Annotated in this window: 15 protein-coding genes; 12 read left to right on the top strand and 3 right to left on the bottom strand. The window is 74.1% G+C overall.

Annotated features, from left to right (window positions below; genetic code table 11):
- Nucleotides 1-80: 80 nt before the first annotated feature.
- Both IEZ20_RS01530 and IEZ20_RS01525 read right to left on the bottom strand, forming a co-directional pair.
- Complete coding sequence (locus tag IEZ20_RS01530) at nt 81-896, bottom strand: DUF3097 domain-containing protein (protein ID WP_189294228.1); 816 nt, start codon at nt 894-896, stop codon at nt 81-83.
- A 113-nt stretch (nt 897-1,009) separates the two neighbouring features.
- A complete protein-coding gene (locus tag IEZ20_RS01525; protein ID WP_189294227.1) occupies nt 1,010-1,732 on the bottom strand; it encodes an MBL fold metallo-hydrolase in 723 nt (240 codons plus the stop codon).
- Nucleotides 1,733-1,892: 160 nt separating this feature from the next.
- Between IEZ20_RS01525 and hrcA the strand changes: the two genes are divergently transcribed.
- The 10 genes from hrcA (at nt 1,893) to IEZ20_RS01475 (ending at nt 12,913) form a co-directional block, all read left to right on the top strand.
- Nucleotides 1,893-2,909: a heat-inducible transcriptional repressor HrcA gene (gene hrcA / locus IEZ20_RS01520; protein WP_189294226.1), complete on the top strand. Its 1,017-nt coding sequence runs from the start codon at nt 1,893-1,895 to the stop codon at nt 2,907-2,909.
- Nucleotides 2,910-4,046 (top strand): molecular chaperone DnaJ, encoded by a 1,137-nt coding sequence (gene dnaJ, locus IEZ20_RS01515; protein ID WP_189294225.1) that lies wholly within the window; start codon nt 2,910-2,912, stop codon nt 4,044-4,046.
- A gap of 64 nt (nt 4,047-4,110) precedes the next feature.
- Complete coding sequence (locus tag IEZ20_RS01510) at nt 4,111-5,229, top strand: nitronate monooxygenase (protein WP_189294224.1); 1,119 nt, start codon at nt 4,111-4,113, stop codon at nt 5,227-5,229.
- A complete protein-coding gene (locus IEZ20_RS01505; protein ID WP_189294223.1) occupies nt 5,226-5,978 on the top strand; it encodes a 16S rRNA (uracil(1498)-N(3))-methyltransferase in 753 nt (250 codons plus the stop codon). Before IEZ20_RS01510 ends, IEZ20_RS01505 begins: the two co-directional genes overlap by 4 nt.
- Nucleotides 5,979-5,995: 17 nt before the next feature.
- Nucleotides 5,996-6,388, top strand: coding sequence for a VOC family protein (locus tag IEZ20_RS01500; RefSeq protein WP_189294222.1), 393 nt, complete (start codon nt 5,996-5,998; stop codon nt 6,386-6,388).
- Between the two features lie 406 nt (nt 6,389-6,794).
- Entirely contained in the window at nt 6,795-7,310 is a 516-nt protein-coding gene (locus tag IEZ20_RS01495; RefSeq protein ID WP_189294221.1) for a hypothetical protein, read from the top strand.
- 48 nt (nt 7,311-7,358) lie between these two features.
- On the top strand, nt 7,359-10,583 hold the full coding sequence (locus IEZ20_RS01490; RefSeq protein ID WP_506004953.1) for a S41 family peptidase: 3,225 nt from the start codon (nt 7,359-7,361) through the stop codon (nt 10,581-10,583).
- 42 nt (nt 10,584-10,625) lie between these two features.
- A complete protein-coding gene (locus tag IEZ20_RS01485) occupies nt 10,626-10,979 on the top strand; it encodes a histidine triad nucleotide-binding protein (protein WP_189294220.1) in 354 nt (117 codons plus the stop codon).
- A 3-nt stretch (nt 10,980-10,982) separates the two neighbouring features.
- Nucleotides 10,983-11,888 carry a ribonuclease Z gene (locus tag IEZ20_RS01480; protein WP_189294219.1) on the top strand — a complete coding sequence of 302 codons (906 nt, stop codon included), beginning with the start codon at nt 10,983-10,985 and terminating at the stop codon, nt 11,886-11,888.
- A gap of 20 nt (nt 11,889-11,908) precedes the next feature.
- The gene (locus IEZ20_RS01475; protein ID WP_189294218.1) at nt 11,909-12,913 is read left to right on the top strand and encodes an adenosine deaminase; all 1,005 of its coding nucleotides are present in this window, start codon (nt 11,909-11,911) and stop codon (nt 12,911-12,913) included.
- On the opposite strand, the gene IEZ20_RS01470 is transcribed toward IEZ20_RS01475, so the two are convergent.
- The gene (locus IEZ20_RS01470) at nt 12,886-14,142 is read right to left on the bottom strand and encodes an MFS transporter (RefSeq protein ID WP_189294217.1); all 1,257 of its coding nucleotides are present in this window, start codon (nt 14,140-14,142) and stop codon (nt 12,886-12,888) included. The two genes, IEZ20_RS01475 and IEZ20_RS01470, sit on opposite strands and share 28 nt — an antisense overlap.
- 288 nt (nt 14,143-14,430) lie before the next feature.
- Here IEZ20_RS01470 and IEZ20_RS01465 point away from each other — a divergent pair, with 288 nt between their 5' ends.
- Nucleotides 14,431-15,327 (top strand): 5-dehydro-4-deoxyglucarate dehydratase, encoded by an 897-nt coding sequence (locus tag IEZ20_RS01465; protein ID WP_229895856.1) that lies wholly within the window; start codon nt 14,431-14,433, stop codon nt 15,325-15,327.
- Nucleotides 15,324-16,613, top strand: a complete 1,290-nt coding sequence (locus IEZ20_RS01460) for a glucarate dehydratase family protein (protein ID WP_189294215.1) — start codon at nt 15,324-15,326, stop codon at nt 16,611-16,613. The genes IEZ20_RS01465 and IEZ20_RS01460 overlap by 4 nt, the downstream gene beginning before the upstream one ends.
- Nucleotides 16,614-16,621 lie beyond the last annotated feature (8 nt).

Raw genomic sequence — 16,621 nt, 5'->3', positions numbered from 1 at the left:
CGCCGGTTCGGCCCCTGGGTTTGGTGATTTCCGTTCCGTCGGTCCGGTGATTCCGTCCCGTCGGGGTTCCGGGTCCGGCGTCAGGCCCCGCCGCCGTCCGTGACGAAGTCGATCAGCTCCTCCACCCGGCCCAGCAGCTCCGGCTCCAGGTCCTTGTAGGAGCCCACCCGCTTCAGGATCGCCTGCCACACCGCGCCGGTGTTCTCCGCGGGCCAGCCCAGCGCCCGGCACACGCCCGTCTTCCAGTCCTGGCCCTTCGGTACCGTCGGCCAGGCCGGGATGCCCAGCGCCGCCGGTTTCACGGCCTGCCAGATGTCGATGAACGGATGGCCGACCACCAGGGCGTGTTCACTGGTCACCGACTCGGCGATGCGCCATTCCTTCGTGCCCGGCAGCAGGTGGTCCACCAGGACGCCGAGGCGGGCGTCGGGGCCCGGGGCGAAGTCGGAGACGATCGACGGCAGGTCGTCCACGCCCTCCAGGTACTCCACGACCACGCCCTCGACGCGCAGGTCGTCGCCCCAGACCTTCTCGACCAGCTCGGCGTCGTGCCGGCCCTCGACGTAGATGCGGCCGGCGCGGGCCACGCGCGCGCGTGCCTGGGGCACGGCGACGGAACCGGACGCCGTACGGGCGGGACGCGCCGGGGCCGGGGAGGCGGGCCGTACGAGCGTCACCACGCGGCCCTCCAGCAGGAAGCCGCGCGGCTCCAGCGGGAACACCCGGTGCTTGCCGAAGCGGTCCTCCAGGGTCACCGTGCCGGCCTCGCAGCGGATCACCGCCCCGCAGAACCCGGTACCGGGCTCCTCCACCACCAGGCCCGGCTCGGCCGGCACCTCCGGCACGGGCTTCGGCTTCTTCCACGGCGGGGTCAGGTCGGCGGAGTACTGGCGCATTCGGATGACGATAGGAGAACCCGAACGGAGCCGCTCACGACACGCCGGAGATCCGCGCCGGAACAGCGCGCGTCCCGCGCCGAGGACCGGCTCGTCCCGCGCCGGAACACCGCTCATCCCACGCCGAACCGTGCCGCCAGCTCCTCCCGCTGTCGTCGTACGAACCCGGCGTCGACCACCGCCCCGTGACCGGGCACGTACAGCGCGTCCTCGCCGCCGAGGGCCAGCAGGCGGTCGAGGGCGTCCGGCCAGCGGGACGGAACCGCGTCCGGGCCCGCCTGGGGCTCGCCGGACTCCTCCACCAGGTCGCCGCAGAAGACCACCTCAGGATCCCCCGGCACCAGGACCGCGAGGTCGTACGCGGTGTGGCCGGGACCCACGTTGGCCAGCAGCGCCTGGCGGCCGCCGCCGAGGTCGAGGGTCCACTCGCCGGAGACCAGGTGCCTCGGCGGGACCAGGGCGTCCACGGCCTCGTCCGCGTCGGCCACCGGCAGCCCGTTGCGGACGGCGTCCAGACGCAGCTCGTCGCCCTCGTACGCCAGCGTCGCGTCCAGACCCACCGCCCCGTACAGCTCCGCCCCCGCGAACGCCGCCGCGCCGAACACGTGGTCGAAGTGGGGGTGGGTGAGCGCGAGATGGGTCACACGGCCGCCCGCCAGCTCCTCGGCCTGCGCGCGCAGCCGGGCCCCCTCCGCCAGGCTCGAACCGGCGTCCACGAGGAGGGTCGTACCCTCCCCCAGGACCAGCCCCACCGTGCAGTCCCAGCCGGGCAGGCGGCACCGCCCCACCCCGGCGGTCAGCCGTTCCCACCCCAGCTCTTCCCAAGTCACGGTCATACCCGCGACGCTAGCGGTACGACCCGGTACCGCGGCCCGACCTTGCCCAGTGTGTACCCGACAGCCGTACACTGGGCCGGGGAACGTTGGCACTCGCATGCGAAGAGTGCCAGGCCCGACCCGAAGGGACGAGGGGACGACATGCTGGAGGTGCGCGCGAATGCTGAGTGAACGCAGGCTTCAGGTACTGCGCGCCATCGTCCAGGACTATGTCGGCACCGAGGAGCCGGTCGGGTCGAAGGCCCTGACCGAGCGGCACAACCTCGGCGTCTCCCCGGCGACCGTCCGCAACGACATGGCGGCCCTGGAGGACGAGGGGTACATCGCCCAGCCGCACACCAGCGCGGGGCGCATCCCCACCGACAAGGGCTACCGGCTGTTCGTGGACAAGCTCGCGGGCGTGAAGCCGATGACCGCGCCCGAGCGCCGCGCCATCCAGAACTTCCTGGAGGGCGCCGTCGACCTCGACGACGTCGTGGCGCGGACGGTGCGGCTGCTCGCGCAGCTGACCCGGCAGGTCGCCGTCGTGCAGTACCCGTCGCTGACCCGGTCCACGGTCCGGCACGTCGAGCTGCTCTCGCTCGCTCCGGCGCGCGTGATGCTCGTGCTGATCACGGACACCGGCCGGGTCGAGCAGCGCATGATCGACTGCCCGGCGCCGTTCGGCGAGGCCTCGCTGGCGGACCTGCGGGCGCGGCTCAACAGCCGGGTCGCCGGCCGCCGGTTCGCGGATGTGCCGAAGCTGGTCGAGGACCTGCCGGACGCCTTCGAGCCGGAGGACCGCGGTACGGTCTCCACGGTGCTCTCCACCCTGCTGGAGACCCTCGTGGAGGAGAACGAGGAGCGGCTGATGATCGGCGGCACCGCCAATCTCACCCGCTTCGGGCACGACTTCCCCCTCACGATCCGGCCCGTCCTGGAGGCACTGGAGGAGCAGGTCGTGCTCCTCAAGCTCCTCGGCGAGGCGAAGGACCCGGGCGTGACCGTGCGCATCGGCCACGAGAACGCCCACGAAGGACTCAACTCCACCTCCGTCGTGTCGGTCGGCTACGGTTCGGGCGGCGAGGCGGTTGCCAAGCTCGGCGTGGTCGGACCGACCCGCATGGACTACCCGGGAACGATGGGAGCGGTACGCGCAGTGGCACGGTACGTCGGACAGATCCTGGCGGAGTCGTAAGTGGCCACGGACTACTACGCCGTTCTCGGCGTGCGCCGCGACGCGTCGCAGGATGAGATCAAGAAGGCGTTCCGTCGGCTCGCGCGCGAGCTGCACCCGGACGTCAACCCCGATCCGAAGACCCAGGAGCGGTTCAAGGAGATCAACGCCGCTTACGAGGTGCTGTCGGACCCGCAGAAGAAGCAGGTCTACGACCTCGGCGGCGACCCGCTCTCCCAGTCGGGCGGGGCCGGCGCGGGCGGCTTCGGCGCCGGCGGCTTCGGCAACTTCTCCGACATCATGGACGCGTTCTTCGGCACGGCGTCGCAGCGCGGGCCGCGCTCGCGCACCCGGCGCGGTCAGGACGCGATGATCCGGATCGAGGTGGAGCTGGACGAGGCGGCCTTCGGGACCACCAAGGACATCCAGGTCGACACCGCGATCGTCTGCAACACCTGCAACGGCGAGGGCGCCGCCCCCGGCACCTCGGCGCAGACGTGTGACATGTGCCGCGGCCGCGGTGAGGTCTCCCAGGTCACCCGGTCCTTCCTGGGCCAGGTCATGACCTCCCGCCCGTGCCCCCAGTGCCAGGGCTTCGGCACGGTCGTGCCGACCCCGTGCCCGGAGTGCGCCGGCGACGGCCGGGTCCGCTCGCGGCGGACCCTGACCGTGAAGATCCCGGCCGGTGTCGACAACGGCACCCGGATCCAGCTCGCCGGCGAGGGCGAGGTCGGCCCCGGTGGCGGCCCGGCCGGTGACCTGTACGTCGAGATCCACGAGCTGCCGCACCCGACGTTCCAGCGGCGCGGCGACGACCTGCACTGCACGGTCACCATCCCGATGACGGCGGCGGCCCTCGGCACCAAGGTGCCGCTGGAGACGCTGGACGGCATGGAGGAGGTCGACATCCGGCCCGGCACCCAGTCCGGCCAGTCGATCCCGCTGCACGGCCGCGGCGTCACGCATCTGCGCGGCGGCGGCCGGGGCGACCTGATCGTGCACGTCGAGGTGACCACCCCGACCAAGCTGGACCCCGAACAGGAGCGACTCCTGCGCGAGCTGGCCAAGCTGCGCGGCGAGGAGCGACCGCAGGGACAGTTCCAGCCCGGTCAGCAGGGGTTGTTCTCCCGGCTGAAGGACGCGTTCAACGGGCGCTGATCCCCGACCGTGCCGGGGGAAGCCCGGATTCGGACTTGTACGGAGGACGTGACAACATGCGGTCATGTCCTCCGCGCTGACCGATCTCTTCCCCCAGCCGATCGTGCAGGCCCCCATGGCGGGCGGCGTCTCCGTCCCGCAGCTCGCCGCCGCCGTCTGCGAGGCCGGCGGCCTCGGCTTCCTCGCCGCCGGGTACAAGACCGCCGACGGCATGTACCAGGAGATCAAGCAGCTGCGGGGGCTCACCGGCCGCCCGTTCGGCGTGAACGTGTTCATGCCCCAGCCCGAGCATCCCGGCGCGAGCACCGGCTCCACCGGAGCGGCGGGCGCCGTGCCCCCTTCCGGAGCGGTGGAGGTGTACGCGCACCAGCTGGCCGGCGAGGCCGCCTGGTACGAGACCGAGCTGGGCGACCCGGACAGCGGCCGCGACGACGGCTACGACGCCAAGCTCGCCGTCCTCCTCGACAACCCGGTGCCGGTGGTCTCCTTCCACTTCGGCGTGCCGACCCGTGAGGTGCTGGACCGGTTCCGCCGGGCCGGGACCCTCACCCTGGTCACCGCCACCACCGCGGAGGAGGCCCGCGCGGTCGAGCGGGCCGGGGCGGACGCGGTGATCGCGCAGGGCGTGGAGGCCGGCGGCCACCAGGGCACCCACCGGGACCTCCCGGAGAACGACGGCTCCGGCATCGGACTGCTGTCGCTGGTCGCGCAGGTCCGGGAGGCCGTACGGATCCCGGTCGTCGCCGCCGGCGGCATCATGCGCGGCAGTCAGATCGCCGCCGTCCTCGCGGCGGGCGCGAGCGCGGCCCAGCTGGGCACCGCCTTCCTCGCCACCCCCGAGTCCGGGGCGCACGCCCTGCACAAACAGGCGCTGACCAACCCCCTGTTCGCGCGCACCGAGCTGACCCGCGCCTTCACCGGCCGCCCGGCCCGCGCGCTCGTCAACCGCTTCCTGCGCGAGCACGGCCCGTACGCCCCCGCCGCCTACCCGGAGGTCAACCACCTCACCGCGCCCCTGCGCAAGGCCGCCGCGAAGGCCGGGGACGCGCAGGGCATGGCGCTGTGGGCGGGACAGGGCCACCGGATGGCGCGGGAGCTGCCGGCCGGACGGCTGGTGGAGGTGCTGGCGGCCGAACTCGCCGAGGCCGGGACAGCGTTGTCGGCCGGGGGTGGTGCGCGATGACCGCGCCGGTGTTCGTCGTCGACTCGCTGGAGGGCGTGGGCCCCGGCTCGGCCGTCGACGTCCAGGGCCCCGAGGGGCGGCACGCCGTCTCGGTACGGCGGTTGCAGCCGGGCGAGCACGTGGTCCTCACCGACGGCAGGGGCCGGGGCGCGGCCGGGGTCGTCGTCAGCGTGTCCGGGAAGGACCACCTGGTGGTCGAGCCCTCCGAGTTCCCGGTGGAGCCCGAGCCCAGCCCCCGCATCACCGTCGTCCAGGCCCTGCCCAAGGGGGACCGCGGCGAACTGGCCGTGGAGACGATGACGGAGACCGGTGTCGACGCGATCGTGCCCTGGCAGGCGGCCCGCTGCATCACCCAGTGGAAGGGCGAGCGGGGACTGAAGGCGCTCGCCAAGTGGCGGGCCACCGCGCGGGAGGCCGGCAAGCAGTCCCGGCGGCTGCGCTTCCCGGAGGTCGCGGACCTGGCGACCACCAAGCAGGTCGCCGCGCTTCTCGCCGCTGCCGACTTCGCCGCCGTGCTCCACTCCGACTTCGAGCACGTCAGCCTGCCCCTGGCCACCGTCGAACTCCCCACCGAGGGCGAGATCGTGCTGGTCGTGGGGCCGGAGGGCGGCGTCTCCCGGGACGAGTTGGCGCTCTTCGAGGAGGCGGGCGCGAGGGCCTGCGTCCTCGGCCCCACCGTCCTGCGCACGTCCACCGCCGGCACCGCCGCCACGGCCCTGCTGCTGGGCCGTACCGGCCGCTGGTCCTGACCCGTCGGGGAGACACCGTGGAACTCGCCCAGGTCCGGCTCCTGGTCACCGACTTCGCCGCCTGCTACCGCTTCTACGCCGACGTCCTCGGCCTCAAGCCGCAGTCCGGCGCCGCGCACGGCCCGTACGAGAAGTTCAGCCCGCACACCGGCTCCGCCGGGATCGCCCTGCAGGACCGCGCGATGATGGCCGAGGTGCTGGCCGAACTGGAGGACACCGCCACCGGCCACCGCTCCCTGGTCGTCCTGCGCGTCGACGACCTCGACGCCTACTGCGCCACGATCGCCTCCCGCGGCGCCACCCTGCTGCACGGTCCGGCCCCCATGACCGACCGCATGCGCGTCGCCCACCTCAAGGACCCGGAGGGCAACCTGGTGGAGCTCCAGGAGTGGCTGCTGCTGCGCGGCTGACGGCGGGCAGCAGCGCCCACCCGTCCAGCTCACCGGCCACCGGCCCGCCCCGGCCCCGGAGTTCGTCGACGAAGGCCCGGACGACGCGCGGTTCGTGCAGGTTGACGGTGTGTCCGTGCCGGTCGAAGACCAGACCGGAGTGCCCGTGACCGCCGACGACGACGCCGGGGAACACGATGTGCGTCACGGTCCCGTCCCGGTGCAGCGAGAGCACCTCCGTGCAGGGTCCGCCGTCGGCGTGCCGGTGCCGGACCCTCCACCGGTACGTGCTTCCGTCGGGCAGAACGAGCCGTCTGAGCCTGCGTCCACTGCGCACCGGGCCCAGCGTAGGCGGCCGGCCCCCCGAACGGGTGAGTGGCCGTATGCGGGCTTCCGCGGGGTGCCGGGCGGTGGCACGCTGCGCTGTATGGGCGTATCGAGGCGGATACGGCGCGGGGCGCGGACGGCGGCCGTGGTGGGGCTCGTGGTGGTGGGCGCGGGGGCCGTCGTGGCGTGTCAGCCCGGTGGGCTCGGGTCCGCGACCGTCGCCTACACCACCGACCAGACCGCGACCGCCGCGCTGGAGCACCGGCAGGTGAACGTCGCCTGGCTGACCTGCACCGGACGTCAGGGCGACGACGGCACCCGGAGCGCCTCGCCCTCGCCGACGCAGAGCACGCTCGTCTCCGTCGACTGCCAGGGGGAGACGGACGACGGGCGGAAGATCGTCGTCGCCGGGGTGGTGACCAAGGCCGTCGACGGGGCCTGCGTCCGCGGCGACCTGAAGGCCGAGGTCGGTGGCAGACAGGTCTTCCACGTCGACGGGCTGGGCAACTGCTCGGCGGCGCCCGGACCGACGTACCGCCCGCCCACCGGGGGGCAGCCGAGGCCGACGGTGACCGTCACCGTCACGCGGACCGTGTGGCCCGTACCGGGCAAGTGATCGCCGAACCGGCAGCGGAGCACACCGGTCGCTGCGTAGAGTGACGGGGTGACTCAGGGCGCCTATCTCCGATTTCCCCATCTGTACGGCGACTTGGTGACCTTCGTCGCCGAGGACGACGTGTGGCTCGCTCCGCTGGACGGCGGCCGGGCCTGGCGGGTCAGCGCCGACAACACGCCGGTGACCCGGCCCCGGATATCACCCGACGGGCGCCACCTCGCCTGGACCTCCACCCGGGACGGCGCCCCCGAGGTGCATGTCGCCCCGGTCGACGGGGGCCCCGCCGAGCGGCTGACGTACTGGGGCAACCGCCGCACCGAGGTGCGCGGCTGGACCCCCGACGGGCGGGTGCTCGCGCTCGGCGCGCACGGCCGGCACAGCTTCCGGCACTCCTGGGCGCACGCCGTCCCGCTGGACGGCGGACCGGCCGAGACCCTGCCGTACGGCCCGGTCGGCGATGTGGCCCTCGGCCCGGCCACCGTGCTGCTGTCCGCGCCGATGGGCCGCGAGGCCGCCCACTGGAAACGCTACCGGGGCGGTACGGCGGGCAAGTTGTGGATCGACCGGGACGGCGACGGGGAGTTCGTCCGGCTGCACGAGGACCTCGACGGCAACATCGAGTGCCCGGTGTGGGCGGGGGACCGCATCGCCTTCCTCTCCGACCACGAGGGCACCGGCGCGCTCTACTCCTCCCTCGCCGACGGCTCCGACCTGCGCCGGCACACCCCTCTCGGGGGCACCTCCCGCGCGAGCGGAGCCGAGCGCGGGGAAAGCTTCTACGCCCGGCACGCGGCCGGTGACGGCACCCGCGTCGTCTACAGCTCGGCCGGTGAACTCTGGCTGCTGGAGGACCTGGACGGCGCCGAGCCGCGCCGGCTGGACGTACGGCTCGGCGGACCCCGCGTCGACCTGCGGCCCCACCCGGTCAACGCCTCCCGCTGGTTCGGAGAGGCCGCACCCGACCACACCGCGCGCGGCAGCGCCGTCTGCGTGCGCGGCGGCATCCACTGGGTCACCCACCGCTCCGGCCCCGCCCGCGCCCTGGCCGCCACCCCGGGCGTCCGCGCCCGCACCCCGCGCACCTTCCGCGCCGACGGCGAGGAATGGGTGGTGTGGGTGACGGACGCCGAGGGCGAGGACGCCCTGGAGTTCGCGCCCGCCACCGGCACCGTGCCCGGCGCCCCGCCGCGCCGGCTCGCCGCCGGAGAGCTGGGCCGCGTCCTGGAACTGGCCATGGCACCCGACGGCAGCCGGGCCGCCGTGGCCGCGCACGACGGCCGGCTGCTCCTGGTCGAACGCGAGACCGGCGAGGTCCGCGAGGTCGACCGCAGCGACGACGGCGAGGTCTCCGGCCTCGCCTTCTCACCCGACTCCGCCTGGCTCGCCTGGGCCCACCCCGGCCCCCGCCCGCTCTCCCAGCTCCGCATCGCCCACACCACCGACCTCTCGGTCACCGAGGCGACCCCGCTGCGCTTCCAGGACTACGCGCCCGCCTTCACCCTCGACGGCAAACACCTCGCGTTCCTCTCCAACCGCGCCTTCGACCCGGTCTACGACGAACACGCCTTCGACCTCGCCTTCGTGGTGGGTGCCCGCCCGCACCTGATCACCCTGGCCGCCACCACCCCCTCGCCGTTCGGCCCGCAGCGCCACGGCCGCCCCTTCGAGACCCCCGACAAGGACGAGACCCCCGACAGCGAGGGCACCCCGGCCACCCGCATCGACCTGGAGGGCCTCGCCGACCGCATCGTCCCCTTCCCGGTGGAGGCCGGCCGCTACTCCACGCTCCGCGCCGCCAAGGACGGCGTCCTCTGGCTGCACCACCCCGTCGAAGGCGTCCTCGGCGCCGCCCGCGCCCACCCGGAGGACCCCGACCCGCACACCGAGCTGGAGCGCTACGACCTCGCCCAGCGCCGCCTGGAGCACCTCGCCTCCGCCGCCGACCACTTCGAGGTCAGCGGCGACGGCAAACGCGTCCTGCTGTGGAGCGACGGCCGGCTCCGGGTCGTCCCCAGCGACCGCCGTACCGGCAGCGACGACGACGGCGACACCAGCGTCACCGTCGACCTCGCCCGCGTCCGGCAGACCGTCGACCCGGCCGCCGAGTGGCGGCAGATGTACGACGAGACCGGCCGCCTCATGCGCGACCACTTCTGGCGCCCCGACCTCGGCGGCGTCGACTGGACCGGCGTCCTCGACCGCTACCGCCCCCTCCTGTCCCGCCTCGCCACCCACAGCGACCTGGTCGACCTGCTCTGGGAGGTGCACGGCGAACTCGGCACCTCGCACGCCTACGTCACCCCGCGCGGCGGCTCCGGCGGCGCCCGGCACGGCCTGCTCGGTGCCGACATCTCCCGTCACGGGGACGGCAGCTGGCGCATCGACCGCATCCTCCCGTCGGAGACCTCCGACCCGGACGCCCGCTCCCCGCTCGCCGCACCGGGCGTCGCGGTCCGCCCCGGCGACGCGATCATCGCGGTCGCCGGCCACCCGGTCGACCCGGTGAAGGGCCCCGGGCCGCTGCTCGCCGGCACGGCCGGCCACCCCGTCGAACTGACCGTCTCCCCGGCCGGCGGCGGCGAACCCCGCCACACCGTCGTCATCCCCGTCGCCGACGAGGAACCCCTGCGCTACCACGCCTGGGTCGCCGACCGCCGGGCCCACGTCCACGCGGCCTCCGCCGGCCGCCTCGGCTACCTCCACGTCCCCGACATGCAGGCCCCCGGCTGGGCCCAGATCCACCGGGACCTGCGCGTCGAGGTCGCCCGCGAGGGCCTCGTGGTCGACGTCCGGGAGAACCGGGGCGGCCACACCTCCCAGCTCGTGGTCGAGAAACTGGCCCGCCGGATCATCGGCTGGGACCTCCCGCGCGGCATGCGCCCCACCAGTTACCCGCTCGACGCCCCCCGCGGCCCGGTCGTCGCCGTGGCCAACGAGTTCTCCGGCTCCGACGGCGACATCGTCAACGCGGCCGTCAAGGCCCTCGGCATCGGCCCGGTCGTCGGCACCCGCACCTGGGGCGGCGTCATCGGCATCGACAGCCGCTACCACCTGGTCGACGGCACCCTGGTCACCCAGCCGAAGTACGCGATGTGGCTGGAGGGCGTCGGCTGGGACGTGGAGAACCACGGGGTGGACCCGGACGTGGAGGTCGTCCAGAGGCCCCAGGACTGGGCGGCGGGCCGGGACGCCCAGCTGGACGAGGCGATCCGGCTCGCGCTGGAGGCGCTGGAGGACCGCCCGGCGAAAACCCCGCCGGGCCTGCCCGCCTGACCGACTACGATGCCCACGGAATGGATCACAGGAGGCACACGCATGGCCGGAGAACCGCAGGACGACTGCCTGTTCTGCAAGATCGTCGCGGGTGAGGTCCCGGCGACGATCGTCCGCGAGACCGAAACGACCGTGGCCTTCCGCGACATAAACCCCCAGGCGCCCACCCACGTCCTGGTGATCCCGAAGGCCCACTACGAGAACGCGGCCGAGCTCGCCGCCGGCGCCCCGCAGCTGGCCGCCGACGTGCTCGCGGAGACCAGGGCCGTGGCCGACGAGGAGAAGCTCGACAGCTACCGCCTCGTCTTCAACACGGGCTCCGGCGCCGGCCAGACCGTCTGGCACGCCCACGCCCACGTGCTCGGGGGCCGCGGCCTCCAGTGGCCCCCCGGATAGGCGATGTCCGTACGCGAGTTGGTGGTCCTCGGCACCGCCAGCCAGGTCCCGACCCGGCACCGCAACCACAACGGCTACCTGCTGAGGTGGGACGGCGAGGGCATCCTGTTCGACCCCGGCGAGGGTACGCAGCGGCAGATGCTGCGCGCCGGGGTCGCCGCCCACGACCTGAACCGGATCTGCGTCACGCACTTCCACGGCGACCACTCCCTCGGTCTCGCGGGAGTCATCCAGCGGATCAACCTGGACCAGGTGCCGCACGAGGTCACCGCCCACTACCCGCGCTCGGGGCAGCGCTTCTTCGACCGGCTGCGCTACGCGACCGCCTACCGCGAGACCGTCGGCCTCACCGAGGCCCCGGTGGCCGCCGACGGCATCCTCGCGGTGACCCGGTCGTACACCCTGGAGGCCCGCCGGCTCTCGCACCCCGTCGAGTCCTACGGCTACCGGCTCATCGAACCCGACGGCCGCCGCATGCTGCCCGACCGGCTCGCCGCGCACGGCGTCAGGGGCCCGGACGTGGGCCGGCTCCAGCGCGAGGGCCGGCTCGGGGACGTGACGCTGGAGGACGTCAGCGAGGTGCGGCGCGGGCAGCGGTTCGCGTTCGTCATGGACACCCGGCTCTGCGACGGCGTGCACGCGCTCGCGGAGGGCTGCGACCTGCTCGTCATCGAGTCCACGTTCCTCGACGAGGACGTGGAACTCGCCGTCGAGCACGGGCACCTGACGGCCGGGCAGGCCGCCGCCGTGGCCCGGGACGCCGGCGTACGGCACCTCGTCCTCACCCACTTCAGCCAGCGCTACACCGACCCGGAGGAGTTCGAGCGGCAGGCGCGGGCGGCGGGCTTCGAGGGCGAGCTGACCGTGGCGTACGACCTGCTGCGGGTGCCGGTTCCGAAACGGCGGTAAAGCAGCCGTACGATGCTTTGATGCCCCTCCCGAAAGCAGAACTGCACCTCCATATCGAAGGCACCCTGGAGCCCGAGCTGGCGTTCGAGCTGGCCGCCCGCAACGGTGTGACCCTTCCGTACGCGGACACCGAGGCCCTCCGCAAGGCCTACCGGTTCGAGGACCTCCAGTCCTTCCTGGACCTGTACTACGAGCTGATGGCCGTCCTGCGCACCGAGCAGGACTTCGCCGACCTGGCGAACGCCTACCTCGCCCGGGCCGCCGCGCAGGGCGTGCGGCACGCGGAGATCTTCTTCGACCCGCAGGCCCACCTGGCCCGGGGCGTGTCGATGGGCACGGTCGTGGAGGGGCTGTGGCGGGCGCTGGGCGCCGGCGAGGCGCGCCACGGCGTCTCCACCAGGCTGATCATGTGCTTCCTGCGGGACGAGTCCGCCGAGTCGGCCCTCGCCACCCTGGAGGCCGCGAGGCCGTACCTGGACCGGATCACCGGGATCGGCCTGGACTCCGCCGAGGTCGGGCACCCGCCGGTGAAGTTCCGCGAGGTGTACGAGGCCGCCGCCGCGCTCGGGCTGCGCCGGGTCGCGCACGCCGGCGAGGAGGGGCCGCCGGAGTACATCACCGAGGCGCTGGACGTCCTCGGCGTGGAGCGGGTCGACCACGGCCTGCGCTGCATGGAGGACCCGGCCCTGGTCGAGCGGCTGGTCCGGGAGCGAATCCCGCTGACCCTGTGCCCCCTGTCCAACGTCCGGCTGCGCGCCGTGGACACCCTGGCCGACCACCCGCTGCCGGCCATGCTCGACGCGGGCCTGCTGTGCACGGTCAACTCCGACGACCCGGCGTACTTCGGCGGGTACGCGGGCGACAACTTCGACGCGGTGCGCTCGGCGCTGGGCCTCGGCGAGGAACGGCTGCGCGAGCTGGCCCGCAACTCCTTCCTCGCCTCCTTCCTGGAGGACGACGAGGAGCGCAGGGGCCGGTATCTGGCCGAGGTCGACGCCTACAGGTTCGGGGACGCGGTGTCGTAGGCGCGCCGGGCGGGCACGGCGGGCGTCTCCACCGGGACCTCCAGCACCGGGAGCCCGGTGACGGGCAGGGCGCGCCTGCCGGTCCGCAGGGCCACCGCCGTCATCGGTACCGCGACCAGCAGCAGCCCGGCGGCGAGCACCCGCCCCATCGCCGGGAAACCCGCCCCGGCCGCCAGCACACTGCCCGCGAGCGGTCCCGCCGCCGTCCCCAGCGAGGACGCCGAGCCGACCAGGACCGTCCAGCGGCCCCGCGGGTCCAGGGACGCGGCCAGGGCGATGACGTACGACAGCACGACCGGGTAGAGCAGGTTCCAGAGAATCTCGCCGGCCGCGAACGCGGGCAGGTCCGTCGCCGCCGCGCTGAGCGCGACGCAGCCCGCGATGAGGGCCGTACCGGCGCCGATGGGCAGCGCCCGGCCCAGCCGCGGGCCGAGCGCGCCCGCGACCACCACCCCGAGGAGCCCGGCGCCGAGCGCGACCGCGAAGACCGCGCCGACGGTGACCTCGGTGAGATGCGCCTGGGCGAGGCCGATCCGGCCGCTGACCCCCCACAGGGCGTTCTGGGCCAGGGACCAGCAGGGCATCGCCGCGGCCAGGAGGAGCCCGGCCCGGGGGTGGGGGAGACGGTCGTACCCGGCGGTGGTGCGGACCGGCGCGGTACGGGCGGGCAGACGGCCGGTGAGCGGCCAGACGGCGAGCGCGGTCAGCGCCATCGCGGCGAGGGGGAGGCCGTGGCCGGGGCCGAGGCGGGGGATCGTCAGGTACAGCGCGCCCGCGAGCGCGGAGACGCCGAGCAGGCCCAGGGTGGTGACCCGGTGCGGGTCCCTTCCCCACGTCCGAACTCCCTCGCGCCCGGCGGCCCCCACGGCCGCGATGCCGCTCGCGGCGACCGCCGTGACCGTCCCCGACCCGAACCCGCCGAGCACCGCGCCCGCGACCACGGCCGGTACGGCGCCGGTGAGGGCGGCGCCGCCGTAGCCGAGGGCGGCGAGGGCGAGGCCGGCGCGGGCGAGGGCGCGCGGGCCGGTCCTCTCGACGCGGGAGGCCAGCAGGAAGCCCGCCGTCGCGGCGCTCAGCAGCAGCGCGCTGCCGACGGCCCCGGCCTGAGTGGCCGTCAGCGGCAGGCCCGAGTCCAGGCGTCCGACCGTCGTGGGCAGGAGGTAGGGGGCGAGGTACCCGGCCGAGAAGAGGGCGACGAGGGGCCAGGGCAGGGTGCGGGCGGCGGACACGGGCGTTCCCAGGACAGGCGAGAGGTGCGGCGCGGAAAGGGCGTGAGAAGAAGGGGGGATGGGCTGCGACCGTCGACGGACGGGAACGCGCGAGCAAGTTGTATCAAGCACGCGGTTCCGGAAGAAGGCTGGGGGGTGTGATCCGGGCCACGGTTCCGTTTGAGGGTGGTGCAGCGGGGTAGAAGGCTCTAGCCTCTGTTCTCATATGTGGACGGTATTCATAAGGGGAGATGGTCAGTGAGCGGCGACCCGGCTCCGCAGAAAGTGGCGCGGCGACTGCGGGAGGGGATGGCGCGCGGTGTGCTCTCCTTCCCGCTCACCGCGTTCCGCGACGACGGCACCCTCGATCCCGACGGCTTCCGCACCCACGTCGCCGCCCGGCTCGCCGCCGGAGTCGGCGCCCTCTTCCCGGCCTGCGGCACCGGCGAGTTCTTCTCCCTGGACGAGGACGAGTACCGGACCGTCGTCACCGTCGCCGTCGAGGAGGCGCACGGACGCGTGCCTGTGGTGGCCGGCACCGGCTACGGCTGGGCGCAGGCCGCCCGGTTCGCGCGGGCCGCCGAGGAGGCCGGCGCCGACGCCCTGCTCGTGCTGCCGCACTACCTGACCGAGGCCCCGCAGGACGGCCTCGCCGCCCAGCTGGAACACCTCGCCGCCCGCACCCGGCTGCCGCTCATCGCCTACCAGCGCGGCCAGGTCGCCTACACCGCCGGCTCGCTGCGCCGCCTCGCCCGCGTCCCGAACGTCATCGGCCTCAAGGACGGCCACAGCGACCTGGACCGGCTCCAGCGCCTCACCCTGGCCGCCCCCGACGGCTTCCTCTTCTTCAACGGCGCCGCCACCGCCGAGATCCAGGCCCGCGCCTACGCCGCCGTCGGCGTCCCCGCCTACTCCTCCGCCGTGCACGCCTTCGCCCCCGAGATCGCGGGCGCCTTCTTCGCGGCGCTCCGCGACGGCGACCACGGCACCGCCGACAAGCTGCTGCGCGGCTTCTACGTCCCGTTCGTCGAACTCCGCGACCGGGTGCCCGGATACGCCGTGTCCCTGGTGAAGGCGGCGGCCCGGCTGCGCGGACAGCCGGTCGGGCCCGTGCGCGCCCCGCTCACCGACCCCGCGCCCGCCGACCTCGCCGACCTGAAGGCCCTCCTCACCGCCGGACTCGACCTCGTAGGAGCCTCCCTGTGACCCGTGACCTGACCATCGCCGAGGTGCGGCTGACGCCGATCCTGGTCGCCGACCCGCCGCTGCTCAACACCCAGGGCGTGCACCAGCCGTACACCCCGCGGCTGATCGTGGAGATCGTCACCGAAGACGGGATCACCGGGCTCGGCGAGACCTACGGCGACACCAAGTACCTGGAACTGGCCCGGTCGCTGGCCGAGCGGCTCCCCGGACGCTCGGCCATGGATGTGAACGGCCTGTTCGGGATCGACCTCGCCGTGGACGCCTCGCGGGTGGAGGGGGAGGCGGACGCGGGCGGGCTGCGCGGGGTGCAGACCGCCGACAAGCTCCGGCTGTCCGTGCTGTCCGCCTTCGAGGTCGCCTGCCTCGACGCCCAGGGCAGGGCGCTCGGACTGCCCGTGCACGCGCTGCTCGGCGGCAGGGTGCGGGACGCCGTCGAGTACAGCGCCTACCTCTTCTACAAGTGGGACGGGCACCCGGCGGGCGTCGCCGCCGAACCCGACGCCTGGGGTGCCGCGCTCGACCCGGCCGGCGTGGTGGAACAGGCGCGCCGCATGCGGGACCTGCACGGCTTCGGCTCGTTCAAGCTCAAGGGCGGCGTCTTCCCGCCCGACGAGGAGATCGCCGCCGTCCGCGCCCTCGCCGACGCCTTCCCCGGCCACCCGCTGCGGCTCGACCCCAACGGCGCCTGGTCCGTCGCGACCTCGCTGAAGGTCGCGAAGGAACTCGGCGACGTCCTGGAGTACCTGGAGGACCCCACGCTGGGCACACCCGCCATGGCGGAGGTCGCCGCCGGCACCGGCGTCCCCCTCGCCACCAACATGTGCGTGACCACGTTCGGGGAGATCAGGGAGGCGTTCACCAAGGACGCCGTCCAGGTCGTCCTCTCCGACCACCACTACTGGGGCGGGCTGCGCAACACCCAGCGGCTCGCCGCGGTCTGCGCCGCCTTCGGGGTCGGGGTGTCCATGCACTCCAACACCCACCTCGGCATCAGCCTCGCCGCGATGACCCAGGTCGCCGCCACGGTCCCGAACCTGCACCACGCCTGCGACTCCCACTACCCCTGGCAGTCCGAGGACGTCCTCACCGAGCGGCTCGCCTTCGACGGCGGCAGGGTCGCGGTGTCCGACGCGCCCGGCCTCGGCGTCGAACTCGACCGGGACGAACTCGCCCGCCTGCACCGGCGGTGGGCCGAGGACGACGGCGCGCTGCGCGACCGCGACGACGCCGCGGCGATGCGCGTCGCGGAACCGGACTGGCGGACACCGGTCATGCCCCGCTGGTGACCGACGCC

Origin of the sequence: Streptomyces cinerochromogenes, assembly GCF_014648635.1 — a bacterium.
In the GTDB taxonomy this organism is placed as follows: Bacteria; Actinomycetota; Actinomycetes; order Streptomycetales; family Streptomycetaceae; genus Streptomyces; species Streptomyces cinerochromogenes.
Note: the sequence above shows the minus strand (reverse complement) of the source record. Positions and strands in the feature narration are given on the sequence as shown.